The organism is Streptomyces coacervatus, from assembly GCF_029223485.1.
In the GTDB taxonomy this organism is placed as follows: domain Bacteria; phylum Actinomycetota; class Actinomycetes; order Streptomycetales; family Streptomycetaceae; genus Streptomyces; species Streptomyces coacervatus.
In genome coordinates, this window is the sequence record NZ_JARHTP010000005.1 from 366560 (window position 1) to 392140 (window position 25581).

Sequence of the window (25581 nt, forward strand, 5' to 3'; positions counted from 1 at the left end):
CCCTTCCAGCCCTTTCCTTTCCTTGTTTCAGCTCAGCCGGCGTACGGGTGCCCCGTCCAGGAATGCCCGGATGTCCTCCACCGCCTCCCGGTAGTACGTCTCGTAGTTCGCCCGCGACACATAGCCGAGGTGGGGTGTGGCGAGCAGGCGGGGAGCGGTGCGCATCGGATGGTCGGCGGGGAGGGGCTCGATGTCGAAGACGTCGATGCCCGCGCCCGCGATGCGGCCCTCGTGCAGGGCGGTGAGCAGGGCGTCCTGGTCGACGATCGGGGCGCGGGAGGTGTTGATCAGGTAGGCGGTGGGCTTGAGGAGGGCGAGTTCGGTGGCGCCGAGCAGGCCGCGGGTGCGGTCGCCGAGGGCCAGGTGGACGGAGACGTAGTCGCTGCTCGACAGCAACTCCTCCTTGGAGGCGGCGAGTTCGACGCCCACCTCGTCGGCGTACTCCTTGGTGAGGTTCTGGCTCCAGGCGCTGACGTGCATGCCGAAGGCGGTGCCGACCCGGGCGACCCGGCTGCCGATCTTGCCGAGGCCGAGCAGTCCGAGGCGGCGGCCGTGCAGGTCGGCGCCCACCGTCTGCTGCCAGGGGCCGCCGGAACGCAGGGAGCTGCTCTCCTCGACGATGCCGCGGGCGAGGCCGAGGAGCAGCGCCCAGGTCAGTTCGACGGGCGGTGTCGAGGTGCTCGCGGTGCCGCACACTGTGACGCCGTGCGCCTCGGCGGCGGCGTAGTCGATGACGCTGTTGCGCATGCCGGAGGCGATGAGCAGCTTCAGCCGGGGCAGGCGGGCGAGCAGCGAGGCCGGGAAGGGAACGCGCTCGCGCAGGGTGACGACGATGTCGAAGCCGGAGAGGGCCGAGGCGAGCTCGGCCTCGGTGGCGAAGTGTTCGCGGAAGCTGACGGTCTCCACCCGGTCGGCCACGGGTGACCAGTCGGCGAGTTCCGTCGCCACCTGCTGGAAGTCGTCGAGCACAGCGCAGCGCAGCCGCACGGCGGGTCCCTTTCGTCGGCGTGGTCGGGTGGCAGGGCGTGATCGGCAATGGTTGCAGATCACCTGAGCCTTTAAAGATTGCGCAATCCGAGAACCATTACACTCGCCACTCCATGCCGCAGGCGTTCGTCCATCGGGGGAGATACATCATGCGGTTCGTGTGCGTGCGGGCGATGCTCGTGACCGGTGTGCCGGCCGTTGCCGCGGCGGTGTTCCTGTTCCTCGGCTTCGGTCTGGGCGTTTTCGCCGGGCGGCCGTACGTCGGTGAGGGACTGATCACGGCGGGGCTGATCTTCGGGGCCGTGGCTGCCGGGACGGCGGTCGGCGACCTCGCCTGGTTCCTCATGGCGGCCCGCGGCCGGACCGACCCGGACGACGGGGCGGCGGCGGACGGCGATACGGAGGTCCGGGCACAGCCGGACACCTAGACTGGACCGAGCGTGACGACCAGGGCGGGACGGGAGAGGACTGTGGCGGCAGACATCGGGGGCTTCGAGGATCCGTCCGCCGAGGTACTGGCTCAGGCGGCCGCCGCCTTCGGACTGCTGGCCTCCGCGGCCCGGCTGCACCTCGTATGGGCGCTGGCGCAGGGCGAGAGCGATGTCACCCACCTCGCGGACCGGGTCGGCGGGGCGCTGCCCGCGGTCAGCCAGCACCTGGCGAAGCTGAAGCTCGCCGGGCTCGTGCGGTCGCGCCGCGAGGGGCGGCGGCAGATCTACTTCGTCGACGATCCCGATGTCGTGACCGTGGTCCGGGTGATGGTGGGGCAGCTGGCCGCGCGTGCCGACGGGGCGTCCGTGCACGCGCTGCGCGGGGCCGGTGGCTGACACCACCGCGGCCTCGGAACCGGACCCCGGGGCACTGGTTTCCGAGGGCGGGCCGGGACCGGTCGCCGATGCCGGCCCGGGGCCGGTGACCCTGCTGCAGACGCTGCGGCGCCTGGACAGCGGGCCGCGCGGGCTGACGGAGGCGCAGGCCGAGGAGCGGCAGGTCCGCTTCGGAGCCAACACTCTGCCGACGCACCGGGAAGCCTCCTGGGCGGGAGTGCTGCTGCGCAGTCTGCGCGAGCCGTTCACCGCCGTACTGCTGTGCCTCGGGCTGGTGTCGGCGGTCGTCGCCTCCTGGGGCACCGCCTGTGTGATCCTCCTGCTGGTCGCCGTGAGCTGTGTGCTGCGGGCGTCCGGGGAGCACCGGGCGGGCCGGTCCATGGCCGAGCTGCGCGGCCTGGTCGCCGCCACGGCCACCGTCCTGCGCCGCACCGGGGAGGATCTGCCGCCGGACGCCCGGGAGATTCCGGTGGAGGAGCTGGTGCCGGGTGATGTGATCCGGCTCGGCCCCGGCGACCTGGTCCCCGCCGACGTACGACTGCTGCGCGCGCAGGGTCTGACCGTGCACCAGGCCGTGCTCACGGGCGAGTCGGCGCCCGTGGCCAAGGACGCCGTCGACACGGCAGACGGCAGCGGCTTCGGCCGGCCGCAGCTCTGCTTCCAGGGCAGCAGCGTCGCGTCCGGCAGTGCCACCGCGGTCGTCGTGGCGACCGGCGCGCGGACGCGGTTCGCCGCGGCGCACGGTCGTACCGATGCCCGGCCGGAGGCCAGTGCCTTCGACCGGTCCGTGCACGGCATCTCCTGGATCCTCATCCGGTTCATGCTGCTGACCCCGCCGCTGGTCCTGATGGCCAACGCGGCCCTGCGCGACCGCGGTCTGGAGACGCTGCCGTTCGCCGTCGCGGTGGCGGTCGGGCTGACGCCGGAGATGCTGCCGGTCATCGTCACCATGTGCCTGGCGCGCGGCGCCTCGCTGCTGGCCCGGGCCCACGGCGTGATCGTCAAGCGGCTGCCCGCGCTGCACGACCTCGGCGCCGTCGATGTGCTGTGCCTCGACAAGACCGGCACGCTCACCCAGGACCGGCCGGTCCTCGACCGCGCCCTCGGCCCGGACGGCCGGGACGACCCCGAGGTGCTGCGCTGGGCCGCGGTGAACGCCTGGTGGACCCTGCAGCTGGCCGATCTGCCCGCCCCGGACGCCCTCGACGACGCGGTCCTGGACACGGCCGACGAGGACGACGTCATGGCGTACGACGGGGTGGCGGCCCTTCCGTTCGATCCGCTGCGGCGCCTGGCGACCGCGGTCGTGCGCACGCCGGGGCGGCTGGGCACGCACTCCCTGGTCGTCAAGGGAGCCGCCGAGGCCGTCCTGGAGCGCTGCGCACTGGAGGACAAGGAGCGCGGTGAGCTGCTCGCGCTCGCGGCACGGCAGGCGGACGACGGGCTGCGGGTGCTGGCCGTCGCCACCGCCGAACGCCCCGCACGGACCCGTGAGTACACGGCCGCCGACGAACGGGGCCTGGACTTCCGGGGCTTCGTCACCTTCAAGGACGCCCTCGCCCCCACCGCCGCCGAAGCGCTGAAGGTCCTCGCCGACCGGGGTGTCACCATCAAGATCCTCACCGGCGACCATCCGGGCACCGCGGCCCGCGCCTGCCGCGACCTGGGCATCGACGTACCGGCCCAGGGCGTCCTCACCGCCGACGGCATCGACCGGCTCACCGACGCCGAACTCGCCGCGGCCGCCGCCCGCACCGTCGTCCTCGCCCGCTGCACCCCCGAGCACAAGGCCCGCTTCGCCGCCGCCCTGCGCGCCGGCGGGCACACCGTCGGCTACCTCGGCGACGGGGTCAACGACCTGCCCGCCCTGCGCGCCGCCGACGTCGGCATCGCACCGCGCGACGCCGTGGCCGTCGCCCGCGAGAGCGCCGATGTGGTCCTGGCCGCCAAGGACCTCACCGCGATCGACCACAGCATCGCGGCCGGACGGTACTCCGGCGGCAACATCGCCACGTATCTGCGCATCACCCTCTCCTCCAACCTCGGCAACGTCATCGCGATGCTCGCCGCCGGCCTCCTCCTGCCCTTCCTGCCGATGCTCCCGGCCCAGGTGCTGGCGCAGAACCTGTGCTTCGACGCCGCCCAGCTCGCCTTCGCGTACGACCGTCCGCATCCGTCGGTGCTGCGGCGCCCGACCGTGCTGCGCCCGCGTGAACTGCTGCGCTTCATCACCGGCTTCGGCGTCCTCAACGCGGTCGCCGACCTGGCCACCTTCGGTGTGCTGGAGCTCGCCCTGCACGGGCCCGACGGGCTCGACGACCGGGCGGTGTTCCACTCCGGCTGGTTCACCGAGAACCTGCTCACCCAGGCCCTGGTGATGCTGCTCCTGCGCGCGGGGCGCCGTACGACGGGGCGCAGGCCCGGGCCGATCGGCTGGGCGGCGGGCGCGCTGGCCGCCGTAGGGCTGCTGCTGCCGGTCTCCCCGCTGGGCTCGCTGCTCGGCCTGACGCCGCTGCCGGTTCTCTACTACCTTCTGCTGGCCGCGGTTCTTGCGCTGTACACCACCGGACTGGTGGCGGTCAGGACACGTGAGGAACGACGCCTGGACGGTCTGCGCTGAGGGGTGGCCATGGAGCCTTTCCTTGGTTGTACAGTTGCGCAAGGTAGCAACCATGCGCGAAGTGAGAAGGGGTGGGCGGGATGCTCCGCAACGGACTGGAACCCTGGCACCTGCTGGTCCTGGCGATCGTCATCATCTTGCTGTTCGGCTCGAAGAAGCTCCCGGAGGCCGCCCGCGGACTGGGCAAGTCCATGCGCATCCTCAAGAGCGAGGCGAAGGCCATGAAGGACGACGGTGCCGTGTCGGCCCGTCCGGTGTCCGAGGACAGCACCGTCCGCGAGGTGTGACGCAGCCCACCTGCGAACTCGTAAACGCTTGCTATATTGCGCAATCAACCAACCCGAGGGGTGCGCCGTGGCGCCGGCGGTTGGCGTCGGCCACAGCGTAGGGAGTGGGAGTTGAGCGACCCCTGGGGCGGAACCCGTGGCCATTCGGCCACACGCGATCGCTCGGCAAGTGTTCCCCGCCAGCGAGGGGCCGAGGACGGACCGCCCGGCTCGCCGTACGGAGGCCGGGCCGCCGCCCGGCAGGCGGCGCGCTCCCGGGGGCGCGGCTCGGGCCGCCGGGGCAAGCCCGTCGCCCGGCGCAAACGGATAGCCCGTATAGCCCTGTTCACGGTGTCGGCGCTGATCCTGGTCACCGCCGGAGCAGGCGCCTGGCTGTATGAGCACCTGAACGGCAACATCAAGAGCGTCGCGATCGACGACGGCGCCGGCGGCAAGGAAAAGGCCGACGCCTTCGGGCGGACCCCGATCAACATCCTGGTGATCGGCTCGGACGGCCGGAACAACAAGGCCGACTGCAAGCTGGGCGGCGGCTGCGGCTCGGCGAGTGCGACCGTCGGGCACAACGCGGACGTGGAGATGGTGGTGCATGTCGCCGCCGACCGCTCCAACGCCACCGTGATGAGCGTCCCGCGCGACACCATGACCAAGGTCCCGGCCTGCAAGGACCCGGACAGCAGCCAGGCGACGTCCGGCTACTACGGGCAGATCAACAGCGCACTGCAGTACGGCGCGGCCTGCCAGGTCAAGACCATTCACCAGCTCACCGGCATCACCATCGACCACTTCGTGATGCTCGACTTCTCCGGCGTCGTGAAGATGTCCGACGCGGTGGGCGGCGTTTCGGTGTGTGTCAGCGACAACGTCTACGACACCTACTCCCATCTGAAGCTTTCCAAGGGCACGCACACCCTCCAGGGCCAGGCGGCGCTGGAGTTCGTCCGCTCCCGGCACGGCTTCGGCGACGGCAGCGACCTGGGCCGCACGGTCTCCCAGCACCTCTTCCTCGGCGCCATGATCCGCAAGTTCAAGAGCGCGGGCACGCTGGCGAACCCGGCCAAGGTCTACTCACTGGCGGACGCCGCCACCAAGGCGCTCACCGTGGACACCGGCCTGGGCAGCGTCAGCAAGCTCGTGGACCTGGCGACCGATCTGAACAAGGTCCCGTCCAAGCGGATGACGTTCACCACGATGCAGACCGCGGCCGACCCGACCGACGCCAACCGTGTCGTGCCCGCGGCCGCCGCGGAGTCGCTGTTCCAGACCATCGCGAACGACCAGTCCCTGACGTCGAGCAGCGGCAAGAAGAAGACGTCCTCGGCGTCGCCGTCCGCGTCGGCGGCGGCCACCGTGCCGGCCTCCGAGGTCGCCGTACAGGTCGAGAACGGCACCACCACCGGCGGACGCGCCTCGGTGGTCGCCCAGGCGCTGATCGCCAAGGGTTTCAGTCCGAACACCACCCCGGGCAACGCCCCCGAGCAGTCGTCGAAGACGACGATCACCTACGGCCCCGGTCAGAAGGCCCAGGCCCAGACAGTGGCCACCGCCCTCGGACTGCCCTCCTCGCACCTCACCCAGGGCAGCAGCAGTGGAGTGGTCCTCGTCATCGGCAGCGACTGGCCGAGCGGCACGGCATACGGCTCCTCGGGCAGCTCGTCGGCCGCCCCCGCCGACACCCACGCCGCGGTCGCCGACGCCCACGCCCAGACCGCCGACAAGGCCAAGACCTGTGCGAAGGTCAGCCCCTACAAGACGGTGCAGATCAACGGGGTGCCGATGACGCCGGCCCAGGCATATGCGGCGGCGAGCGGGCGGAAGGACTCGGACGCGTAAGGCTTTCGCTGCGCCTTCAGACCTGACCGCCGTACGTTCCCTGAAGCGCGAAGCTTGCCGTGTAGCCGGGACGGCACAGGGTCCGGGTGCTGAACTGCCAAGGGTGTGCCCGGAGTTCGTGAGGCACCAGGGGTGGTCGCAGCCGGGGGCGGGCGGTGGAGAGATCGAAGCCGAAGCCGGTGAAGGGCAGACGCATGCCCCGGCCGACGGCCTTGGTGCAGGCTTCCTTGAGCGTCCACAGGCGTACGGCACAGGCGTTGCGGCGGTGCGGGGGGAGACCGCGCAGGAAGGCGAGTTCGTCCGGGGTGCAGAACTCGTCCGGCAGCCCGAGTGCGACGAGCGGGCGGTCGGACCGCTCCACGTCCACTCCGACGGGGCCGGCGGCGCTGAATCCTGCCAGCACCAGGCCGTCCGTATGGCTGAGGCTGATCCGCAGCCAGGGGCTCTGCGGGAGGAAGGGGGCGCCCGTGCGGGTGTTGTCGAGGGCGATGGCATGGGGCGGCACTCCCAGCAGTGCGCCGGCCGTGTGTTTCACCAGGATCCTGGAGGCCACGAACTGCCGCCGCACGGCGGTGTCGGGCAGCCGTCGCCAGCGCGCCGCCTCATGACCCAGCAGGAGCGGCAGCCGGCGCTCGTCCTCGGCGACCGCCGACCACTCCTCGGGCCGGGCGTACACGAACACCGTCCGCAGGCGTGCGAAGTCGTCCCGGACGAGCTGCCACGGGGGCCCGGCTCCGGGTACGTGCCGGGGCGGGGGCACGGCAGGCGGGGGAGTGGCCATCAGCCGGGCAGCGACCATACGCCGGGGCGGATCTCCCAGGACGCGTCGTCGCCCCACGGTTCGTTCTCGCGGATCCGCTCGGCGACGCGGTCCGCGTAACTCGCCCAGCGCCGGTCGCCGTTGCCGAGTGCCGTGTCCCCGCACGCGGTGAAGCCGTCGAGCGCCGCCCGGGTGTCGCCGTCCCGGAGTTCGACCAGAGCCAGGCCCCGCAGGGCGTCGCACAGGCTGTGCGGATAGCCGTCGGCGCGGGACAGCACGATGGCCTTGGTGTACATCCGGCGGGCCGCCCGGTGATGCCCCCGGCTGTACTCCGTGTCGGCGAGGCCGATCAGTGCGCGCGCCTCGGAATGGCGGTGGGAGGCCTGGCGGGCCAGCCGGTGCGCCAGGCCGAAGCGGGAGGCGGCGACGTCGAGCCGGCGACGCTGCCAGGCCAGGCTGCCCTGTGCGCACAGCGCGACGGCCTCCGCCCGCGGGTCGCCGGCCCGGCGGGCGGCGTCCAGCGCCAGCTCGCCGACGGTGTCCCAGGGTTCCCAGGCGGCACCGGTCTCGTAGTAGCCGACCAGGCTTTCGGCCAGCGAGCCGACGTCGCTCCACAGCCCGGCCGTATGGGCGGCATGCAGCACGTCGAGCAGACTCGCGTGCTCCTCGGCGAACCAGCGCAGTGCGGCGGCGGGCGTGCCCGGCGGCTGCGGCACCGGGGTGCCGTAATCCGGCGGAGCCGGCGCGCCGTCCGGGCGGCTCCCGGACACCAAGGGCTCCGCCGGCTGTGCCGAGTTGCGGCTCCGGCGCGGGGCCGCGATCGGCTGACGATCGCCTGCGGGCCTGTCGTGGCTGGCCGTTCCCCCGCTCTCGGCTTCTCCCTCGTTCTCGGCTTCGCTCGAGCGGGGGGACCCCCATGAGCGGGGGGACCCCCATCGCGGCGGAGCCGCTGATGTATTCAGCCCCGCGCCCCTTTGGGGCGCTGCCGAGGCGCCGCCGACTTCACCGAGGCCGCTCAGTTGTCGTACGGCCTCCCGGGCCTGACCGGCGTAGAGGGCGCTGAGCCGGGCGACGGCGGCGTGGGTCTCCTCGGTGCCGGAGCCCTCGCGGGCCAGCAGTTCGGCGGCGAGCGGATGCGTCAGCCGGGTCAGCCGGAAGCGGATCGGCCGGCCTGAGGCGGGTGTCGGAAGTCCTGCCGCCCGCCCGAAGTGCGGGCCCGGCGGCGGCTCGGGGGTCCCTTCGCCCGAGCGCAGCCGAGAGTGGGGGAGCGTGCTGTCGGCATGCAGGGCGGCGAGTTGCGGCACGCCCCCTGCCCTTGAGGCAGCGGGGGAGCTCGCCGGATGTCGCGGGGCGGGCGGGACCTCCGGCACCCGCCCCGGCGGCGTGACCGGGAGCAGGAGGCCGAGCTGGAACAGTGTCTCGACGATGTCCGCCGCCTGCGCCGCCGGGACATCGAGCAGTGCGGCGACGGACCAGGGCGCGAAGTCGGCCTCCGGGGTGAGCGACATCAGCCGGAAGGCCTGCAGCGCCGTCGGCTTGAGGGACTGGCACACGCTCAACAGCCGGGCGCGTACGTCGTGTTCGCCGACGGCCAGGGTGTCCAGGCGGGTCCGGGGATCCTCCAGCCGGGTGGCCAGTATGCGGGCCGGCCAGGAGGGGTGGGCCGCCAGCCAGGCCGCGGCGCCGCGCAGGGCCAGCGGCAGGTGTTCGCACCACCGGGCGATGTCGGCGCCGGCCCCTGGATCCTGCTCGACGGCGGCGCCGGCGGCATGGGTGAGCAGGGCGGTGGAGTCCTCGGCATCGAGGGGGCCCAGGACGGTGTAGCGGACGGCGTCCAGGGTGAGGGCGGGCCTTCGGCTGGTGACGAGCAGCGTGCTGTCGGTCGCAGTGAGGGGCCGTATCTGCGCCTCGCTGTCCACGTCGTCCAGGACCAGCAGGGTGCGGCGTCCCCGGAGCGCGTCCGCGAGGACCACCGTCAGGTCGTCGAGGTCGTACGCGGACTGCCTTGCGGTGTGCGTCGTCTCGGCCGGGCAGACCCGGCGCAGCACCCGGAGCAGGGTGTCGCGGGGCGAGAGGGGACGGTGGTCGTCGCCCCGCAGCGTGACCAGGACGCGGCCGTCGGGGAAGAAATCGCCTGCGCGGCGGGCGAGTTCGGTGGCGAAGGCGGTCTTGCCCACCCCGGGCGCACCGGTGATCGCGAGCAGGCCGGTGTCGCCGGAGCCGAGGATCTCGCTCAACAGCCCCTCGGCCTCGGCCAGTTGCGCATGGCGCAGGGCGGGTCCGGGGAGGGCACGCGGCAGGTGTGTCACCGTGGCGCGCTCCGCCCGCTGCGGCCGGGGACCCGACACGGCCGGCTGCTGGGCCGGCAGGCACTGTTCGAAGTGCGTCACATCGGTGGAGTTCAGCATGCGCAGATGGAGATCGCGCAGCCCGGGCCCGGGGTCGACGCCCAGCTCGTCGGCGAGGCGGCGGCGGATCCTGTCGTACACGGTGAGCGCCTCGGACGTCTGATGGGACTGGTAGAGGGCCACCATCAGATGGGCGTGCAACGACTCGCGCAGGGGTTGGGCCGTGGTCAGCTCGGCCAGTTCGGGGATCACCTGCCGGTGGCGGCCGAGCCAGAGGTCGGCGGAGATCCGCTGCTCCAGGGTGTCCAGGCGTAACAGCTCCAGCCGGTCGGCGGCGGCGCGCAGCCGGGGGCCCTGCGGTACGTCCGCGAGCGCGGGCCCCGTCCACACGGCCAGGGCGCCGCGCAGTCGGTGCGCGGCACCCTCGAAGTCCTGTGCCGCGTACGCCCGGTCGCCGGCGGCGCGCAGTTCGTGAAAACGGTGCAGGTCGAGATCGCCGGGCGCGGGAGCCGCCAGATATCCGGAGGGCCGGGTCTGCACGACGGAGGGACCGCCGTCGGAGAGGGCCTTGCGCAGCTGGGAGACATAGACCTGCACGGTGCTGCGCGCCGAACGCGGCGGGTCGGTGCCCCAGAGCTCCTCGATGAGGCTGTCGACGGACACCACCTGCCCGGAGTCGACGAGCAGACAGGCGAGCAGGGCGCGGTGTTTGGCGGCCGACGGGGAGCCTGGATGGGCAGTCAGGGGACCGAGTACGTGAAAGCGCATGGGCCTCAGCAGTCCAGGACGAGGGTGGTGCCGATCGTGCCGGTCGGCGTCCGGCCGCGCAGCAGGGTCAGCTCGAACGCGACCGCCGGGCGCCCCAGGCTGTCGCGGGAGACCGGCCCGGGCACCGTCCGGCAGCTCAGCGGGGTGCCATGGTCGAGGTCCGAGGGGAACTGCCCGCTCCACTGGACCGTCACGCAGTAGGCGGGGGTGAACCCGCGCAGCTCACAGGCGGCCAGCACGGCGGCCTGCCGGGTGGCCTCCGCCAGCAGCAGCGCGCAGGCCCGCTCGTTCGCCGCGGGGTCGAACACCGGGTTGCCGGGCTCGGGAAGGATGTCGGCGGTCAGCTGCGCACCCGGGCCGAACCGCGGGTTCGCCAGCACCACATTGCCCGGGTCGAGCCGGCCCACCTGCTCCGGAAGGGGCCGCGCCACGGCGGGCACCGGTGACCGCGGCCCGTCGGGTACGGCGACGGGAGCGGCGCTGCCGGGCGCTGCCGCCAGCTCCAGCGAGAGCGAACCGGTGGCATACCGGGTGCCCTGCATGAAGACGGTGGCCTCGCAGTCCAGTCCGGTGCCGCCGTCCGCGGCGACGGTGTGGCGCAGGCGTAGATCGGTGGTGGCGTGGCCGGACTGTGCGAGGCGGTGCCAGGCCACGGTGTCGTCGAGGAGCACGTCGGCCCGGGCCACCCGCAGCGGGCGGCGGGCGGGAATGCGCAGGTAGCGCGTGGCGGCCAGCCGGGCGACGCTGTGCATGGCCGCGGTGACGTAGTGGAGGTCGTGCGGCCGGCGTCCGCCGTCCTCGAACGGGAGCTCCGCTCTGGGGAGTTCGTCGGACAGGGTGAACCGGCAGTCTCCTGGAATCACCGTGCCCAGGAGGAGCTCCTCCGGAGTCGAAGGGCGGTGCGTGACATGCCTCGTGCCGGCGGTCGCGATCGGGGGGCCTGGCTGCGGACGGGCGTGCGTGGTGACGGTCACCGTGCTGTCCTCTCGGTCCGGAGATGGCGAGGGTGGCCGGGCGGGTGCGGTTACGCTTGCGCTTGAAAGCATAACGAACCGCACGGTCGGTTTTCTACCCTCTCCGCCCTCGCCGGTGTCCGGTGCGGTTCGGCAGCGCCCTGAAGGGGCGCGGGGAACTGCGCGACCAGCCACGACGGACTCGCAGATATTCGACAGCCCCCTCGCCGCATCAGCGGAGCGCGCAGTCAGCTCTTCTTGGGGCCCGCCGGGTCCAGCTGCGGCAGATGTTCCTCCTTCACCAGGCCGGGCAGGGTGGCCCGCCAGTACTCGGTGAGTGCGCGATGCAGTTCCGAGCGGCCGGAGAGCACATGGGCGACCAGCTGGATGCCGGTGAAGGAGCCGACCAGTACCTCGGCGAGGGTGTCGATGTCGTGCCCGGGTCTGAGGCTCCCGGCGTCGCGGGCCTCGCTCAGCAGATGGCGCACATTGGCGATCCATGTCCGGTAGGGCGTGGGGTCGGGCTCGGCGAACGAACCCTGCTCTATGGCGAGTCGGATCGCTCCGCGGGTGACGGGGTCCTCCTGGAGCTGCCGACCCAGCTGATGACTCATGTCGATCATCGCCTGCATGGGCCCGGCCGGGGGGTAGGCCGCGGGGCAGTCTTCGACGCCGCCGGATACCGGTCGCCAGATGACCTCGTCCAGCTGGAACTGCTCCTCCACCACCGCCTTCGCCAGGGCTTCCTTGCTGGGGAAGTGGAAGTAGAGGGCGCCCTTGGTCATCTCCGCCGCCTCCAGGATCTCCGCCATGCCGGCGCTGGCGTACCCCCGCTCGGCGAAGACGGATGCTGCTGCCTCCAGGATGCGGCGCCTGGTTCGTAGGGCTCTTTCCTGCCTGCTCATGGATCTGGATCCCTCGGTGATGCGCTGATAAACCGCTTGGTTGGTTTCCTTGCCACCTTAAGTTCCGCGCCCGGCCGCTCGCCAGGGGGGTGCAGGGTGCAACTGCGAATCCGGAGCGGTGCTTTCCGGATCCGGACCCCGTGAATGCGCAGAAAGATGTTGCATCATCGATGACGCGTGATGCATGATGAGGCATCGATGATGCAGCATCGATGGCAAGACATCGATGACGGGTTGTCGATAAGCAGCAGGCACTCCACAGCAAGACGAAGCCATCACGACGCCTACGCACCAAGACGCTCACGCACCAAGACGGTCACCCACCAAGACGCTCACCAGGCAGAGCGCCCCGGTCATCGCCCTCGTCGGCGGGCCCGGACCCCGGTGGTATCCGGGTCCTCCCGATTCCAGGAGCCAACAATCATGAAGAAACTCATCCAACTGTCCATCGAGCGGCCCAAGGCCGTCATCGCAGGTTGGCTGTTGCTGCTCGCCCTGGCGGTTCCCTTCGCGCTCCAGCTTGAGGGAGCCCTCAAGGCGGGCGGCTTCTCCGACCCGCGCGGCGCGTCGGTGCATGCCCAGCAGACCCTGGAGCGCGCCTTCAAGGAGGCGCCCAACTCGCTGCTCGTGGTCCTGCACGACAAGTCGGGCCATGTGGCCGACGACATCGGCAAGGCCCGTGCGGCCGCACAGCGCTCCGGAGTCTCCGGGATCGCGGACAGTGGCACCCACCCCGAGTGGCTGTCCAAGGACGGTCGCACCACCTTCCTCCAGGTCGGCTTCACCAGCGACAACACCACGGTGCAGAACCTGGTGCCGGACGTACGCAAGGACGTGGAGGACAAGGTCGGCAAGGGCGTCGAGGTCGACGTCACCGGTGCGCCGGCGCTGGACTACGCCCTGAACGTGCACTCCAAGGAAGACGTCACCCGGGCCGAGATGATCGCCTTCCCGGTGCTCTTCCTGGTGCTGCTCCTGGTCTTCCGGTCGGTGGCCGCCATGGTGGTCCCGCTGGTGCTGGCCGGTGTCACGCTGGCCGTCACCCAGGCCATCGGCTACGGGCTGACCCAGGTGACCGACGTCAACAGCCTGTTCACCAACATCGTGTCCATGGTCGGCCTGGCGGTCGCCGTCGACTACTCGCTCTTCATCATCAAGCGGTTCCGTGAGGAACTCGCCGAGGGCCGGGACGTGGCGCACGCCCTGGACCGCACCATGCGCACCGTCGGCCACTCGGTCCTCTTCAGCGGTATGGCTGTCGTGGTTGCGCTCTCGGCGCTCTTCATCCCCCGTGCCATGTCCTTCACCAGCATCGCCCTCGGCGGTGTGACCGTCTCGATCGTCGCGGTGGCGATGGCGACCACGCTGCTGCCCGCCGTACTGAAGCTGCTCGGACACCGCATCAACTGGGGCACCCTGCGCCGCCGCAAGGGCGCAGCCGCGGCCGCCACCGGCGAACGGAGCGTCAAGTCCGGTCGCTTCACCGGCCGCCCCGGCCTGGTGCTCGCCGCCCTCGCCGTCGCCTTCGCCGCGCTGGCCCTGCCGGCCGCGCAGCTCACACTGCGGGTCCCGGTCGCGAGCGCCGACATCCTGCCGTCCTCCGACAGCGCCCGCCAGGGCATGGAGCGCATCAAGAGCGACATCGGGATCCGCGACATGTTCCCGGTGCAGGTCGTCCTGACCGCGCAGGCCGGTGACTCCGCCGCCCTGGTCAAGAGCGCCACCACGATCGCCGACTACGCGAAGACCGCGCCCGATGTCTACAAGGTCCAGGGCGTCAGCACGCTGGGTCTGCCCGCCGGCTCGCTGAACACCGCGCTCGCCGACAGCGGCACGCTGAACGGCGCCGCCCGGGCGGCGGTCCAGCAGCTGTGGTCCCGCACCGGGAACACCCTGACCACCCGGGTCCTGGTGACCCCCGGCGTCGACCCCGACAGCTCGGCCGCCCACCACCTGGTGGACAAGCTCCGCTCACAGCTGGACAAGCAGAGCGACTCCAAGGTCACCGCGCGACTCGCCGGTGCCACCGCCACCGGCTCCGACTTCGACTCCCTGGTGCTGGGTTCGGTCGGGCTGGTCGTCGGATCGGTCGCCGTACTCAGCTTCCTGATCCTGGCGTTCGCCTTCCGCTCGGTGCTGCTGCCGCTGCTGGCCCTCGCGTTCAACGCCGCCGTGGTGGCCGCGAGCCTCGGCTTCCTGGCGCTGATCAGCGGCAACCACGACCACTCCATCAACAGCGTCACCCCGCTCATGCTCTTCGCCGTGATGTTCGGACTGAGCATGGACTACATGGTGATCATGATCTCCCGGATGCGGGAGATGTACCTCGGCGGTGTCTCGCACCGTGAGTCCGTCCTGGGCGGCCTGGCCCGCACCGCCGGACTGGTGAACGGCGCCGCCGCCATCATGGTCGCCGTCTTCGCCTCCTTCACCAGCGCCCAGATCAGCATCGTGCGGGAACTGGGCATCAGCCTGGCCGTCGCGGTCGTCCTCGACGCGGTGGTGGTACGACGGCTGGTCATGCCGGCGGCGCTGCTGCTGATCGGCGACCGGATCTGGGGCCGCAGCCGCCGCACCGGTCAGGACGCCCCGGCCGAGACGGCCGCCGCCCCCGCGGTGGAGCCCCCGGTCTCCGCCCCGGCCCGCACAGAATCGCCGGCCCACTCCGCACTGGGGAGCTGACCCCGGCTCAGGGTCTTCCCCCGCCCGGGAGTCGACCCTGGCCAAGGATCTTCGGATCCGCCCCGGTGCCCCCTTGCTCCGCCGCCCGCCCCACTCCCCTGGGGGCGGGCGGCGGCTCGGTCTTCGCCCCTGAGTTCCTGACTGTCAAGTTCCTGTCCGTATCGCCGGACCGCCGGAACCGGAAAGAGAGTGCAACACCATGAACACCATGACCGTCGCCCTTCAGCAGCCCTTCGCCGGTCCGATCGGCTCGCGGCTGCCCTCCCCACAACTGGCCCGTGTCCTGCGCCGCAGCGCCCTGCTGATCGCCGAACGAGGCTGGTGCCAGAGGGTGCAGTTCGTCGGCTCCGCGAGCCATCCGCAGGCCGCCACCCTGTCCGGGGCCCTGGTCTGGGCGGCCACGGGCCAGGCCGATGTCTGCGATGTCCGCGCCCGCGAGGCGCTGGCGCTGATGCGGGACTGGCTGGATCCGCACGGCAGTGCGCCGTTCGACGACTGGGAACTGCTGGCCGCCTGGAACGACGCCCCCTCCCGCCGGCGGGCGGAGGTGGTTGCCGTACTGGTCGAGGCCGGGCACCGGCCCGCCCGTAGGGGGCCCGCAAACCCCGTACTCCTGAAGTGAATTGACTATCCGTCAATTCCTTGATTTCACACGCGATTTGAGCACAGGACACGCTCCGGCACCCCGCACGGCGGGCAATCGACACAGGGCATCGGCGGTTGTCAGAGGCATGCTTGAAAACCGCATGGTAGGTATTCTACGCTTGTCAAATCGAACGCCAAGTGGCCCAAACTGGGGGGTAAGGTCAAGTGCTCAGCGTTCCAATCTCCGACATACCCGGCGTATCGCACCTCACTGCCGACGCCTTTGATGGCCTTTTCGAACGCACCGTCCCGCGTGCCTATGTCCATCGCGCGGGCATCTCCGAGGTGCTGCTCACCGGAAGCCGCGCCTTCGGGGGCGACCACTTCTCGCTGGCGGCCCAGTGGCCGCGCAACCACAGCTTCTACCGCTCGTCCCTCGGCCGGCAGGACCCGCTCCTGCTGGCCGAGACCATCCGTCAGGTCGGTCTGTTCGTCGGCCATCAGGGCTACCAAGTACCCCTGGGGCACGCCTTCTTGATGAAGACCATGCACTACGAGGTCGACGCCGCCGGGCTGCTGCTCGGCCACAAGCCCAGCGATCTGCTGATCCACGTCGACTGCCGGGACACGCGCAGACGGGGCAGCGACCTGACCGGCCTGGGCTTCGAGGCCCGGATCGAACGCGACGGCGTGACCATCGGCTCCGGCGGCGGCACCTACCGGTGTGTCTCGCCGAGCGCCTACGCCAAGCTGCGCTCGGTCTCCCGTGTGCTGCCCCCGCCGGGCGACGGTCCGGCCGGCTCCGCCGAGGTGTCCGAGCCGGTGGCTCCCGAGCTGGTCGGCCGTTCCTCGCCCGATGACGTGGTCATCTCGGCCGTCGGCCGGGAGCGGATGTGGAAGTTACAGATGGACTGCCGCAACCCCGCGCTGTTCGACCATCCCGTCGACCATGTGCCCGGCATGGTCGTCCTGGAGGCGGCCCGGCAGGCGCTGCTGCACATGACGGGCTGCGACTCCCTCGTCCCCGTCGGCATGCGGGCCTCCTTCCGCAACTACCTGGAACTGGACGGCCCCAGCTTCATCAAGGCCGAGCCCGGCCCGCCCGATCTCTCCGGACGCACATCGGTGCGTTTCCTCGTCGAGCAGTACGGCGTCGTCCAGGCCGAGGTCGACTTCCTCGCCGAACCGGCGGGCGCATGAGCCCCCGCCACCTGGCGTCCGCCGCGGGCGCCCGGCTGCTGGTGACCGGAGCGAGCGGCTTCATCGGCGGCCATGTCGTCCGGGCCCTGCTGGGCCCTGCTTCGTCAAGTGCGCCCGGCCCGGCGGAGATCCGGCTGCTGGCGCACCGGCGTGCGGTGCCCCTGCCCGACACCGGCCGCGCCGTGGTGCGGGAGGTCCCGGGCGGGCTGGCCGACCATGTGGCACTGCGCGAACTGTGCGACGGGGTCGACACGGTCGTCCACCTGGCCAACCGCATCGAGGGCAGTCTGGAGGAGTGCGCCGCCGTCAACGTCGACGGCACCAGGGCACTGCTGCGGGCCGCCGCGGCGGCGGGCGTCCGCAGAGTCCTGTACCTGAGCACCACCTCCGTGTACGAGGACGGCTGCCATCGCGGGGAGCCCGAGGACGGCCCGTCGCGGCAACCGCAGTCGCCCGCCGGCCTCACCCGGCTGCGGGCCGAGGAGATGGTGCGGGAAGCGGGCGGCATCGTGGTGCGCCCGCATCTGGTCTACGGGGAGGGCGACCGCTGGGTGGTTCCGGCGGCGGCGCGACTGCTGCAGGCACTGCCGGGCTGGGTCGACGCCGGTACCAGCCGGATGACGCTGATCGCTGTCGACGACCTGGCCCGCGCCGTCGCGGCCCTCGCGCTGGCGCCCTGGGACGGCGACACCCCCACGGTGCTGCACGCCGGGCACCCCGAACCGGTCAGGTCCCGGGAACTGCTCACCGCCATCGCCGACGCACTGACGCTTCCGCTGCCCGAGGCGGACATCTCCTTGGGACGCGCCCGCCTGGTCCTCGGCGCGGCCCAGAACCCGCGGCAGGCCCGCCTGCTGTCGCTGCTCGCCACGGATCACTGGTACGAGTGCTCCCGGATCTGGCAGCTCACCGGCTGCGACCCGGGCCCCGGCTTCTCCCGCGGCTTCCCCCGCCACGCCCCCTGGTACGGGCAACAGCGCCGCGCCCTGGCCGCCGCCGCTTCATAGCCGGCGCGCCACACCGGTCCACCGGGAGCCGCACCACACATCGCGCACCTGCCCAACGGCGGGTGCGCGATGCCCGTTCACGGCGAACGCCGCACCGCCAAGGCCACCGCATCGCCGCAAACGCCGTACCCCATAGGCCGGATCCGGGTTGTCGTCACTTTTCCCCCATGGCGCGGCTCGGCGCGCCCCAAAGGGGCGCGGGGAACTGCGCGACCAGCCACAACGAGGCCGCAGCCGAAACCCCCGCGGCGGAACCGCAAATCGCCGCCCCCCCGCGGAGCGCTCAGCGCGGAAAACGCTGCGCCATCGTCGCCGCGCTCGGACTACCCGCAATGATCTTGTGCAGAGCCCCGATCATGACCTCCTTCTCCTGCGCACTCAGCTGCTCCGCAGCAATGGCGTCCACGGCGGCATCGATCTGCTGCAACTCGGGAAGCAGTTCCTCCCCCTGCGGCGACAGCTGCAGATAGATCACGCGGCGGTCGATCTGCCCCGGCTCCCGGTACAGCAGCCCACGCTTGACGAGCGTGTCGACGATCCGGCTCGGGCTGTGGTTCTCGCAGACGATGAGGCGTCCCACCTCGGCGAGAGTGAGCGGTGCGCGCTGGGAGAGCACCAGGAGGATCTCCGCCTGCGCGGGCGTCAGGTTGAGGCGCCGCAACTGGGCGGACATCGCGCGGGCACCCTCCCGCTGGGCCGCCAGCAGCAGATAGCGCAGTTCCGTGTCGGAACGGTCGTGCGCCGGGGGAGCGGCGTTCGCCGGTGGCGGGTCGGTGACGGAATGCGCTTGCGGCATGGGGGGCCTCGCAGGGGTGAGTAGGGGCATCGGGTTGACCGCAATGGTCTACGACTTTTGTCGATGACGCAACATCCATGTCGCGTCATTCAATGATACGGCATGGGTAAAAGGGGCTAACCGAAACCCTCTCCCTCACTTCTTCGATGTCACCTCATTGGTGTTGCGACATCGATGCTCCGTCATGCATGATGAATCATCGGTTGCGGGAACATTGATGTTGCGACATCGAAGTTCGGCTTCCGTGACAGCGCAACACCCATGCCGAGCGAAGGAAATGGACATGACCGCGCAGATCCTCGAAGCGACCCTGGACTCCACGGCCGGCACCGTGCTCGACGAGGCGGCGGAGGCCGTCGCAGCAATCGCCCGTGGCGAGCTGATCGTCGTCGTCGACGACGAAGACAGGGAGAACGAGGGCGACCTGATCGTCGCGGCCGAGTACGCGGACGCGGCGGCCATCAACTACATGATCACTCACGGCCGCGGCCTGGTGTGCGTCTCGGTCACCGAGGAGCGGGCCCGCGAGCTCCAGCTCCCGCCCATGGTCGACCGCAACGAGGACCCCAACGGCACCGCGTTCACCGTCAGCGTCGACGGCTCGCCCGAGCACGGGGTCACCACCGGAATCTCCGCGCCGGACCGCGCCAAGACCATCGAACTCATACTCAAGGGCACCAGCAAGGACCTGTGCCGGCCCGGGCACATCTTCCCGCTCGTCGCCCGCAAGGGCGGGGTCCTGGAGCGTCCCGGTCACACCGAGGCCGCCGTGGACCTGGCCCGCTTCGCGGGTCTGGTGCCGGCCGGCGTCATCGTGGAGATCATCCTCGAGGACGGGACGATGGCCCGTCTCCCGCAGCTGGTGGAGTTCGCCCGCCGCGAGGGGCTGGTGCTCACCAGCATCGAGAAGCTGCGCGAGTACGCCGCGGCCCAGACCGCGCCCGCGAAGTGAGCCGGCTGCCCCGGCTGATGGCCGGTGCATCGAATGCCGTCACCCGACCGGCAGTCGTGCACCGGTACCTCGCCGGCGTCGAAGGGGTCCGGCACGTACCCCGCACGGGGCCGTTCGTCCTGGTGCCCAACCACAGCAGCTTCGCCGACCACCTGGTGCTCGACGCACTGCTGACCGTGCTGCGCGACACGCCGTCGTTCTACCTGACCAAGGCGGAGAGCTTCACCCACCCGCTGCGGAGCAGGTGGACCGAGGGCATGGGCGGCATACCGGTGGACCGGGACCGGCCCGGGCGGGAACTGCTGGCCTCCGTCGACCGGGTCTTCGGCTCCGGCAGTGCCCTGGTGGTCTATCCAGAGGGCACCCGCGGGCCGGGGTGGCCACTGCTGCCCTTCAAGGACGGCGCCTTCCGCTTCGCCGACCGCGCCGGGGTACCGGTCATCCCGGTGGGCATGTGGGGGACCGCCGACATCCTGCCGAAGGGGGCCGTCGTACCCCGCCCGGCCAGGGCACGCGTCGTGTTCGGGGCCCCGCTGGCCGCGGACCCGGCGCTGCCCCGGCCCCGGCGGATCGCCGCCGTCACCGAACAGGCCCGGGACGCCGTCACCGAGCTGACCGAAGCCGCCCGTCGACCCACCCGAGACCGCGACCGAGAAGCGGCGCAGCAACTGGCCGACCGGGCCGAGGACGTCCTGGAGACCATGCTCAGCCGCACCGACCGACTGCCCGCAGCACAGCGCAGAAAGCAGGCCCGGATTCTGCTGGGCCTGGCCCGGCTGAGCGATCCGGGCAACCTGGACTCCCTGGTCACCCGCGCCCGGCTCGCCGGGCTGCGGGCCCTTGAAGCCCCGGCTCCGGTGCGTCCGGCGCTGCTCGGCAGTGTGCGGCGCCCGGCGGAACAGGCCCTGGCCGAGGACCCGAACCATGTGATGGCCCGTTATGTCCTGGGCCGCTGGCATCTGATGACGCCCCGTCTGCTCGGCGGGCGACACGAGGAGGGAGTCCATCACCTCCGGGAGGCGGCCCGCCTGGGCGCGGCCGACACCCGCTTCCCGATGGCCTATGCCGAGGCGCTGATGGCCGGCGGGCACGACGACGAGGCCGCCTGCGTGCTCCGCGGAGTCCTCGACTCCCCGGCGCCCGACATACGGACCGCGGACCGCCGACGCCGCGCGGCCGCCCACTACGCCACCTTGGCCGTCCTCGACGGTCCGAACTCACCCACGGGGGGCTGATCAGCACGATGAGCGACTCACCGACACTCTGGTGCGGAAGCACCCTGGTGGTCTTCGACGGACCGCGGCGGCTGATCTGGCGCGCCGCAGCCGCGGACCAGTGGTCCCTGGCCGGCCTGTGGCCGAGCGCCCGCCAGGCGGCCCAGGTCACCGACCACCTGGACAGCGGCGGCGCGGTCCTGGTCCTGGTCGAGCAGGAGCAGACCACCGTCCCGATGTACGCGGAGGAGGCGGCACGGGTCCCCGAGGCCCTCGCGGCCGAGGTCGTCGTGGACGGCGAACTCGCCGAGATCCGCGTCCCGGCCCTGGACTGGCTTCCGGAACCGCTGCGCGAGCGCGGCCGGCAGTTCCTGCGCGACACCGCCTGCTTCATCAGCAAGCAGCCCGACCTGCTGCTGCCGCACCTGCTCGTGGAGGAACCGGGCCGAGCGCCCTGCAATCTGCGCTTCGCCCGGCTCCGTACCCCCCGTCCCTTCAACAACGACCGGCTGAGGTCCGCCACCGAGCATCTCTTCGCCTCGGCGGAGGAAGCCCTGGCCGTACTGGAGGCCGCATCATGACCGTTTCTGCAAGCAGCCCCATGGGGACGCGTGAGCCCCTGGCGGGGCGGGTCGTGATCCTGACCGGCGCGGGGCGCGGACTCGGTCTGGAGACCACCGGCGCCCTGCTCGCCCAGGGGGCGCGCGTCATCGCCAACCACCGCTCGCCCTCCGCCGACCTGGAGGCGCTCGCCGACAAGCACCCCGACCGGCTGTACCTGGTCCCCGGGGACGTCTCCACCGAGGACACCGCCGTGGAGCTGGTCTCCGCGGCAAGGCGGCTGGGCAGTGTGGACGTCCTGATCCACAACGCGGGCATCGCCCGGGACCAGCCCCTGGTCCGTACCCCGGTCGAGGACTGGGACGCGGTGCACGGGGTCAATCTCCGCGGGGCGTTCCTCACCACCAAGCACGCGCTGAAGACGATGATGCGGGCCCGCTACGGCCGGATCATCTACGTCTCCTCGCTGGTCGCGCTGACCGGCAACGCCGGCCAGGCCAGTTACACCTCGTCCAAGGCCGGCCTGCACGGACTGGCCCTCACCGTCTCCCAGGAATACGCCTCCTACAACATCCGCACCGCGGTCGTGGCCCCCGGAATCCTGGACACGGGTCTGGGCGCCGCCGTCGCCCCGGCCCAGCAGCGGCGCATGACCGACCGCTCCCTGCTGGGCCTGGGCAGGGCGGAGGACACCGCCGCCACCATCGCCTTCCTGGCCGGCCCCTCGGCCGACTACATCAACGCCACGGTCATCCGCACCGACGGAGGAATGAGGTACTGATGAACACGCGCAGCTCACACATCCTGATCCAGGCCCCGCCCGCCGTGATCCGGCAGATCCTGCTGGAGCCGACCCAACTGGCCGACTGGAACCCGGCGTTCCTCGGCATCAAGGGCCCGGTGCAGGCGATCGTCGGCGAGCACTACCCGATCGTCACCCGCGGCGGACTGTCCGGGCACTGGGAGTACCGGCGCATCACCGACGAGGTGATGGAGGGCCGCTGGGCCGTCCCCGGCCTCACCGAGGACAACGTCTGGCAGCTGGAGCCGTACGGCTCGGGCACCCATGTGACGCACTCCTTCCAGCAGCGCGGTCCGCTGGCGGCGGTGCTCCGCTCCGCCACGGCCAACGTCGCCGACCTGCGCCTCGACCGGCTCTCGCAGCGTGCCACGGCACGGGTCCTGGCCGGAGTCTCCTGAGATGGGGTTTCCCGACCGGCTCGGTCGACTCCAGCAGCTGCCGATGACTCCGTTCGGCCTGCCGGCACGGCCTCCTGACACCGGCGCACCCGTCTCCGACGTCTTTCTCGGCCCTTTCGTCTCTCTCGTCCTTCCCGTCCTTCCCGACGACTGGTCGCGGCCCGCGCCGATCCACTGGGGCCACTTCGTGGACGTGGACGACTCGTCGGAACCACACATCCTGCGTGGTCTCGATTAGGCCGGTCCCGCGGCCACGCACAGACCGCGGTGGGCCCGCCCGTGTTCTTCCCCCGCCACGGATACGGGCCCACCGCATTTCCCGACCGAACAGAACAGGTCCGACCGAACAGAAACAGGAGAGAACGCCGTGTCCTCCACCCCCGTTCTGCGTCCGCCGGCCGGCGCACCGCACGCCCAGATCCTCGGGGTGGGCGGATACCGGCCGGCCAGGATCGTCCGCAACGAGGAGATCGCGCCCCGGATCGACTCCAGTGACCAGTGGATCCGCGAGCGCTCCGGTATCGCCGAGCGCCGCTGGGCCGACCCGCACGAGACCGTGGCCGCCATGGGCGCGGCCGCCGCCGAGAAGGCACTGGCGCAGTCCGGCGTCACCGCGCGGCAGCTCGGCTGCGTCGTCGTCGCCACCTCCACCCACTTCCGGCAACTGCCCGCCGTGGCCACCGACTTGGCCCACAGGGTGGGCGCCGTAAACGCAGCCGCCTTCGACCTGTCCGCCGCCTGCGCCGGCTTCTCCCACGGGCTGGCGCTGGCCGCCGACATGGTCCGCGGCGGCAGCGCCGAACACGTCCTGCTCGTCGGCTCGGAACGTATGTCGGACCTGATCGATCACGACGACCGCGGCACCTCCTTCCTCTTCGCCGACGGCGCCGGAGCCGTCGTCGTCGGTCCCTCCCGGACCCCCGGCATCGGCCCCGTCGTATGGGGCGCCGACGGTTCGCAGAGCGACGTCATCACGCAGAGCGCCTCCTGGCAGGACCTGCGCACCGACCGCTCCCTGCGGTTCCCCGCGCTGACGATGCAGGGCCAGACGGTGTTCCGTTGGGCGGTCTACGAGATGGCCAAGGCGGCCCGGCAGGCGCTGGACGCGGCCGGGATCACCGCCGCCGACCTGGCTGCATTCGTGCCCCACCAGGCGAATCTGCGCATCGTCGAGGCACTGGCCAAGGCCCTGCAGCTGCCCGGCCGGGTGGCGGTGGCACGCGATGTGCAGCACGCCGCCAACACCTCCGCCGCCTCCATCCCGCTGGCCATGGAGCGCATGCTCGCCTCGGGCGAGGCTCCCCGCGGCGGCCTGGCGCTGACCATCGGATTCGGCGCGGGGCTCTCGTACGCGGCGCAGGTCGTCGTACTGCCCTGACCCGTGTCCTGACCTGTTCCTTGACCCCATTCCTGATTCCTGCTCAGGCCGAAGGAGTTCCGACATGAGCGTCACCCCGCAGGCGATCATCGAGGCCGGCCTCGTCCAGATCGTGCGCGAGATCGCCGACCGGCCCACGGTGGCCGTCCGGTCCGACACCTCGTTCGCCGACGACCTGGACATCGACTCGCTGACGCTGATCGAGCTGGTAGTGGCCGTCGAGGAACGCTTCGCCGTCACCATCCCCGACGACCGGGTCAGGGATCTGCGGACGATCGGTGATGTTGTCGACCATGTCCTGGGCGCCGTCTGAGCCGGGTGCTCCGCCTCGGGGCCGCGATGGGGGCGTCGGTCGTCTGCTGCGCCGTCGTGGCTGGTCGCGCAGTTCCCCGCGCCCCTTTAGGGCGCTGCCCGTACCGCAGCGGACTTTGCCGGCCCAGCTGTATTGGCCCCCAGACAGGAGGAATCGATGAGTACCGCACCACGCACCGTCGTCGTCACCGGGCTCGGTATGACGACGCCGCTCGGCGGTGATGTCCCCAGTACGTGGGCGGCGTTGCTGGCGGGGCGTTCGGGAGCTCGGACGCTGGCCGAGAGCTGGGCCGAGGAGGCGGCCGTGCGGTTCGCGTGTCCGGCCGCGGTCGAACCCGGGCCGCAGGTCGGCCGGGCGCTGGCTCGCAGGACCGACCGGTCCACCCAGTTCGCCCTGGTGGCGGCCCGGGAGGCATGGCGGGACGCCGGGGCCCCGGGGACCGACCCCGACCGGCTGGGCGTGGTGCTCGCCTCCGGTCTCGGAGGCGTCACCTCGCTCCTGGACTCCTACGACACCCTCCGCGAGCGCGGACCGCGCAGGGTCTCCCCGCACACCGTGCCCATGTTCATGCCCAACGGCCCGGCCGCCCAGGTCGGTCTGGAGCTGGGGGCGCGGGCCGGAGTCCATACGACCGCCTCGGCGTGCGCCTCCGGCGCGGAGGCGGTGGCGTACGCGATACGGATGATCCGCTCCGGCGCCGCCGACGTGGTCGTGGCCGGAGGCGCCGAGGCCCCGATCCATCCGCTGCCCATGGCCGCGTTCACCAACATGATGGCCCTGTCCAGGCGCAACGACGCGCCGGAGCGGGCCTCCCGCCCCTACGACAAGGGCCGGGACGGCTTTGTCATGGGCGAGGGCGCGGGCGTCCTGGTGCTGGAGTCCGCCGAACACGCCGCCGCCCGGGGAGCCCGGGTCCACGCCCTGGCCGCCGGCGTCGGACTGACCTCCGACGCCCACCACATCGCCCAGCCCGAACCGCACGGACGGGACGTGGCCAGGGCCGTCGCCGCGGCCCTGGCCGACGCGGACGCCGCCCCCGAGGAGGTGGTCCACGTCAACGCGCACGCCACCTCGACGCCCCTGGGCGATCTGGCCGAACTCGCCGCGCTGCGCCAGGTGTTGGGCCACGCAGCCGACCGGGTGGCGATCTCCGCCACCAAGTCGATGACCGGGCATCTGCTCGGCGCGACCGGCGCGGTCGAGTCGGTGGCCGCCGTCCTGTCCCTCGTCCACCGGCTCGCGCCGCCCACCATCAACCTCGACGACCCCGACGAGCGGGCCGATCTGGACATCGTGCGGGACAAGCCCCGAGAGCTCACCGCCGGTCCCGCGGTGGTCCTCAACAACTCCTTCGGCTTCGGCGGGCACAACGTCGCCCTCGCCTTCCGGGCCGAGTGAGGCCGAGCCA

At 71.7% G+C, this 25581-nt stretch carries 24 protein-coding genes; 18 read left to right on the forward strand and 6 right to left on the reverse strand.

All coding sequences use genetic code 11. The features are described 5' to 3' along the window. Positions 1 to 27: 27 nt before the first annotated feature. Positions 28 to 987 (reverse strand): D-2-hydroxyacid dehydrogenase family protein, encoded by a 960-nt coding sequence (locus P2Q00_RS15380; RefSeq protein ID WP_275773049.1) that lies wholly within the window; start codon positions 985 to 987, stop codon positions 28 to 30. Between the two features lie 149 nt (positions 988 to 1136). Here P2Q00_RS15380 and P2Q00_RS15385 point away from each other — a divergent pair, with 149 nt between their 5' ends. The 5 genes from P2Q00_RS15385 to P2Q00_RS15405 all read left to right on the forward strand — a co-directional run bounded on the left by P2Q00_RS15385 (position 1137) and on the right by P2Q00_RS15405 (position 6551). Then, positions 1137 to 1415, forward strand: coding sequence for a hypothetical protein (locus P2Q00_RS15385; RefSeq protein ID WP_275773050.1), 279 nt, complete (start codon positions 1137 to 1139; stop codon positions 1413 to 1415). Positions 1416 to 1457: 42 nt separating this feature from the next. Next, positions 1458 to 1814: an ArsR/SmtB family transcription factor gene (locus tag P2Q00_RS15390; RefSeq protein WP_275773051.1), complete on the forward strand. Its 357-nt coding sequence runs from the start codon at positions 1458 to 1460 to the stop codon at positions 1812 to 1814. Next, complete coding sequence (mgtA, locus tag P2Q00_RS15395; RefSeq protein ID WP_425579618.1) at positions 1807 to 4434, forward strand: magnesium-translocating P-type ATPase; 2628 nt, start codon at positions 1807 to 1809, stop codon at positions 4432 to 4434. Before P2Q00_RS15390 ends, mgtA begins: the two co-directional genes overlap by 8 nt. Before the next feature lie 80 nt (positions 4435 to 4514). Then, a complete protein-coding gene (tatA, locus tag P2Q00_RS15400) occupies positions 4515 to 4721 on the forward strand; it encodes a Sec-independent protein translocase subunit TatA (protein ID WP_275773052.1) in 207 nt (68 codons plus the stop codon). Between the two features lie 111 nt (positions 4722 to 4832). Continuing rightward, complete coding sequence (locus tag P2Q00_RS15405) at positions 4833 to 6551, forward strand: LCP family protein (RefSeq protein ID WP_425579617.1); 1719 nt, start codon at positions 4833 to 4835, stop codon at positions 6549 to 6551. A gap of 16 nt (positions 6552 to 6567) precedes the next feature. On the opposite strand, the gene P2Q00_RS15410 is transcribed toward P2Q00_RS15405, so the two are convergent. The 4 genes from P2Q00_RS15410 to P2Q00_RS15425 form a co-directional block, all read right to left on the reverse strand. Continuing rightward, positions 6568 to 7332 carry a 4'-phosphopantetheinyl transferase family protein gene (locus P2Q00_RS15410; protein WP_275773053.1) on the reverse strand — a complete coding sequence of 255 codons (765 nt, stop codon included), beginning with the start codon at positions 7330 to 7332 and terminating at the stop codon, positions 6568 to 6570. Next, complete coding sequence (locus P2Q00_RS15415) at positions 7332 to 10427, reverse strand: AfsR/SARP family transcriptional regulator (RefSeq protein WP_275773054.1); 3096 nt, start codon at positions 10425 to 10427, stop codon at positions 7332 to 7334. Before P2Q00_RS15415 ends, P2Q00_RS15410 begins: the two co-directional genes overlap by 1 nt. Positions 10428 to 10432: 5 nt before the next feature. Continuing rightward, the gene (locus P2Q00_RS15420) at positions 10433 to 11401 is read right to left on the reverse strand and encodes an AfsA-related hotdog domain-containing protein (protein WP_275773055.1); all 969 of its coding nucleotides are present in this window, start codon (positions 11399 to 11401) and stop codon (positions 10433 to 10435) included. A 227-nt stretch (positions 11402 to 11628) separates the two neighbouring features. Continuing rightward, positions 11629 to 12285: a ScbR family autoregulator-binding transcription factor gene (locus P2Q00_RS15425; RefSeq protein WP_275773056.1), complete on the reverse strand. Its 657-nt coding sequence runs from the start codon at positions 12283 to 12285 to the stop codon at positions 11629 to 11631. Between the two features lie 423 nt (positions 12286 to 12708). On the opposite strand from P2Q00_RS15425, the gene P2Q00_RS15430 reads away from it, so the two are divergent. From P2Q00_RS15430 to P2Q00_RS15445, 4 genes are all read left to right on the forward strand, one after another. After that, entirely contained in the window at positions 12709 to 14967 is a 2259-nt protein-coding gene (locus P2Q00_RS15430; RefSeq protein ID WP_275773057.1) for an MMPL family transporter, read from the forward strand. A gap of 208 nt (positions 14968 to 15175) precedes the next feature. Continuing rightward, the gene (locus P2Q00_RS15435; RefSeq protein WP_275773058.1) at positions 15176 to 15589 is read left to right on the forward strand and encodes a DUF6197 family protein; all 414 of its coding nucleotides are present in this window, start codon (positions 15176 to 15178) and stop codon (positions 15587 to 15589) included. 188 nt (positions 15590 to 15777) lie between these two features. Beyond that, positions 15778 to 16752: a ScbA/BarX family gamma-butyrolactone biosynthesis protein gene (locus P2Q00_RS15440; RefSeq protein ID WP_275773059.1), complete on the forward strand. Its 975-nt coding sequence runs from the start codon at positions 15778 to 15780 to the stop codon at positions 16750 to 16752. Beyond that, complete coding sequence (locus P2Q00_RS15445) at positions 16749 to 17759, forward strand: NAD-dependent epimerase/dehydratase family protein (protein WP_275773060.1); 1011 nt, start codon at positions 16749 to 16751, stop codon at positions 17757 to 17759. Before P2Q00_RS15440 ends, P2Q00_RS15445 begins: the two co-directional genes overlap by 4 nt. A gap of 283 nt (positions 17760 to 18042) precedes the next feature. Here the strand turns inward: P2Q00_RS15445 and P2Q00_RS15450 are convergent, their stop codons facing one another. Next, positions 18043 to 18555 (reverse strand): MarR family winged helix-turn-helix transcriptional regulator, encoded by a 513-nt coding sequence (locus P2Q00_RS15450; protein WP_275773061.1) that lies wholly within the window; start codon positions 18553 to 18555, stop codon positions 18043 to 18045. Positions 18556 to 18838: 283 nt separating this feature from the next. Between P2Q00_RS15450 and ribB the strand changes: the two genes are divergently transcribed. From ribB to fabF, 9 genes are all read left to right on the forward strand, one after another. Beyond that, positions 18839 to 19507: a 3,4-dihydroxy-2-butanone-4-phosphate synthase gene (gene ribB, locus P2Q00_RS15455; protein WP_425579616.1), complete on the forward strand. Its 669-nt coding sequence runs from the start codon at positions 18839 to 18841 to the stop codon at positions 19505 to 19507. A 56-nt stretch (positions 19508 to 19563) separates the two neighbouring features. After that, the gene (locus tag P2Q00_RS15460; RefSeq protein ID WP_275773062.1) at positions 19564 to 20742 is read left to right on the forward strand and encodes a lysophospholipid acyltransferase family protein; all 1179 of its coding nucleotides are present in this window, start codon (positions 19564 to 19566) and stop codon (positions 20740 to 20742) included. Positions 20743 to 20750: 8 nt separating this feature from the next. Continuing rightward, a complete protein-coding gene (locus P2Q00_RS15465) occupies positions 20751 to 21302 on the forward strand; it encodes a hypothetical protein (RefSeq protein WP_275773063.1) in 552 nt (183 codons plus the stop codon). Continuing rightward, the gene (locus tag P2Q00_RS15470) at positions 21299 to 22063 is read left to right on the forward strand and encodes an SDR family NAD(P)-dependent oxidoreductase (protein ID WP_275773064.1); all 765 of its coding nucleotides are present in this window, start codon (positions 21299 to 21301) and stop codon (positions 22061 to 22063) included. Before P2Q00_RS15465 ends, P2Q00_RS15470 begins: the two co-directional genes overlap by 4 nt. Further along, positions 22063 to 22482 carry an SRPBCC family protein gene (locus tag P2Q00_RS15475; RefSeq protein WP_275773065.1) on the forward strand — a complete coding sequence of 140 codons (420 nt, stop codon included), beginning with the start codon at positions 22063 to 22065 and terminating at the stop codon, positions 22480 to 22482. Before P2Q00_RS15470 ends, P2Q00_RS15475 begins: the two co-directional genes overlap by 1 nt. 1 nt (position 22483) lies before the next feature. After that, positions 22484 to 22720 carry a hypothetical protein gene (locus P2Q00_RS15480; protein WP_275773066.1) on the forward strand — a complete coding sequence of 79 codons (237 nt, stop codon included), beginning with the start codon at positions 22484 to 22486 and terminating at the stop codon, positions 22718 to 22720. Positions 22721 to 22849: 129 nt separating this feature from the next. Further along, the gene (locus P2Q00_RS15485; RefSeq protein ID WP_275773067.1) at positions 22850 to 23860 is read left to right on the forward strand and encodes a beta-ketoacyl-ACP synthase III; all 1011 of its coding nucleotides are present in this window, start codon (positions 22850 to 22852) and stop codon (positions 23858 to 23860) included. Positions 23861 to 23924: 64 nt separating this feature from the next. Further along, on the forward strand, positions 23925 to 24173 hold the full coding sequence (locus P2Q00_RS15490) for an acyl carrier protein (RefSeq protein WP_275773068.1): 249 nt from the start codon (positions 23925 to 23927) through the stop codon (positions 24171 to 24173). Positions 24174 to 24329: 156 nt separating this feature from the next. After that, the gene (fabF, locus tag P2Q00_RS15495; protein ID WP_275773069.1) at positions 24330 to 25571 is read left to right on the forward strand and encodes a beta-ketoacyl-ACP synthase II; all 1242 of its coding nucleotides are present in this window, start codon (positions 24330 to 24332) and stop codon (positions 25569 to 25571) included. The last annotated feature ends 10 nt before the right edge of the window (positions 25572 to 25581 follow it).

What these genes read in the sequence shown, in the direction of transcription:
- P2Q00_RS15450 (WP_275773061.1), bottom strand. Translation starts at nt 18,555, where the DNA reads ATGCCGCAAGCGCATTCCGTCACCGACCCGCCACCGGCGAACGCCGCT.
- P2Q00_RS15465 (WP_275773063.1), top strand. Translation starts at nt 20,751, where the DNA reads ATGAGCGACTCACCGACACTCTGGTGCGGAAGCACCCTGGTGGTCTTC.
- P2Q00_RS15410 (WP_275773053.1), bottom strand. Translation starts at nt 7,332, where the DNA reads ATGGCCACTCCCCCGCCTGCCGTGCCCCCGCCCCGGCACGTACCCGGA.
- P2Q00_RS15385 (WP_275773050.1), top strand. Translation starts at nt 1,137, where the DNA reads ATGCGGTTCGTGTGCGTGCGGGCGATGCTCGTGACCGGTGTGCCGGCC.
- tatA (WP_275773052.1), top strand. Translation starts at nt 4,515, where the DNA reads ATGCTCCGCAACGGACTGGAACCCTGGCACCTGCTGGTCCTGGCGATC.
- P2Q00_RS15470 (WP_275773064.1), top strand. Translation starts at nt 21,299, where the DNA reads ATGACCGTTTCTGCAAGCAGCCCCATGGGGACGCGTGAGCCCCTGGCG.
- P2Q00_RS15475 (WP_275773065.1), top strand. Translation starts at nt 22,063, where the DNA reads ATGAACACGCGCAGCTCACACATCCTGATCCAGGCCCCGCCCGCCGTG.
- P2Q00_RS15480 (WP_275773066.1), top strand. Translation starts at nt 22,484, where the DNA reads ATGGGGTTTCCCGACCGGCTCGGTCGACTCCAGCAGCTGCCGATGACT.
- fabF (WP_275773069.1), top strand. Translation starts at nt 24,330, where the DNA reads ATGAGTACCGCACCACGCACCGTCGTCGTCACCGGGCTCGGTATGACG.
- P2Q00_RS15415 (WP_275773054.1), bottom strand. Translation starts at nt 10,427, where the DNA reads ATGCGCTTTCACGTACTCGGTCCCCTGACTGCCCATCCAGGCTCCCCG.
- P2Q00_RS15425 (WP_275773056.1), bottom strand. Translation starts at nt 12,285, where the DNA reads ATGAGCAGGCAGGAAAGAGCCCTACGAACCAGGCGCCGCATCCTGGAG.
- ribB (WP_425579616.1), top strand. Translation starts at nt 18,839, where the DNA reads ATGACCGCGCAGATCCTCGAAGCGACCCTGGACTCCACGGCCGGCACC.
- P2Q00_RS15435 (WP_275773058.1), top strand. Translation starts at nt 15,176, where the DNA reads ATGACCGTCGCCCTTCAGCAGCCCTTCGCCGGTCCGATCGGCTCGCGG.
- P2Q00_RS15490 (WP_275773068.1), top strand. Translation starts at nt 23,925, where the DNA reads ATGAGCGTCACCCCGCAGGCGATCATCGAGGCCGGCCTCGTCCAGATC.
- P2Q00_RS15445 (WP_275773060.1), top strand. Translation starts at nt 16,749, where the DNA reads ATGAGCCCCCGCCACCTGGCGTCCGCCGCGGGCGCCCGGCTGCTGGTG.
- P2Q00_RS15430 (WP_275773057.1), top strand. Translation starts at nt 12,709, where the DNA reads ATGAAGAAACTCATCCAACTGTCCATCGAGCGGCCCAAGGCCGTCATC.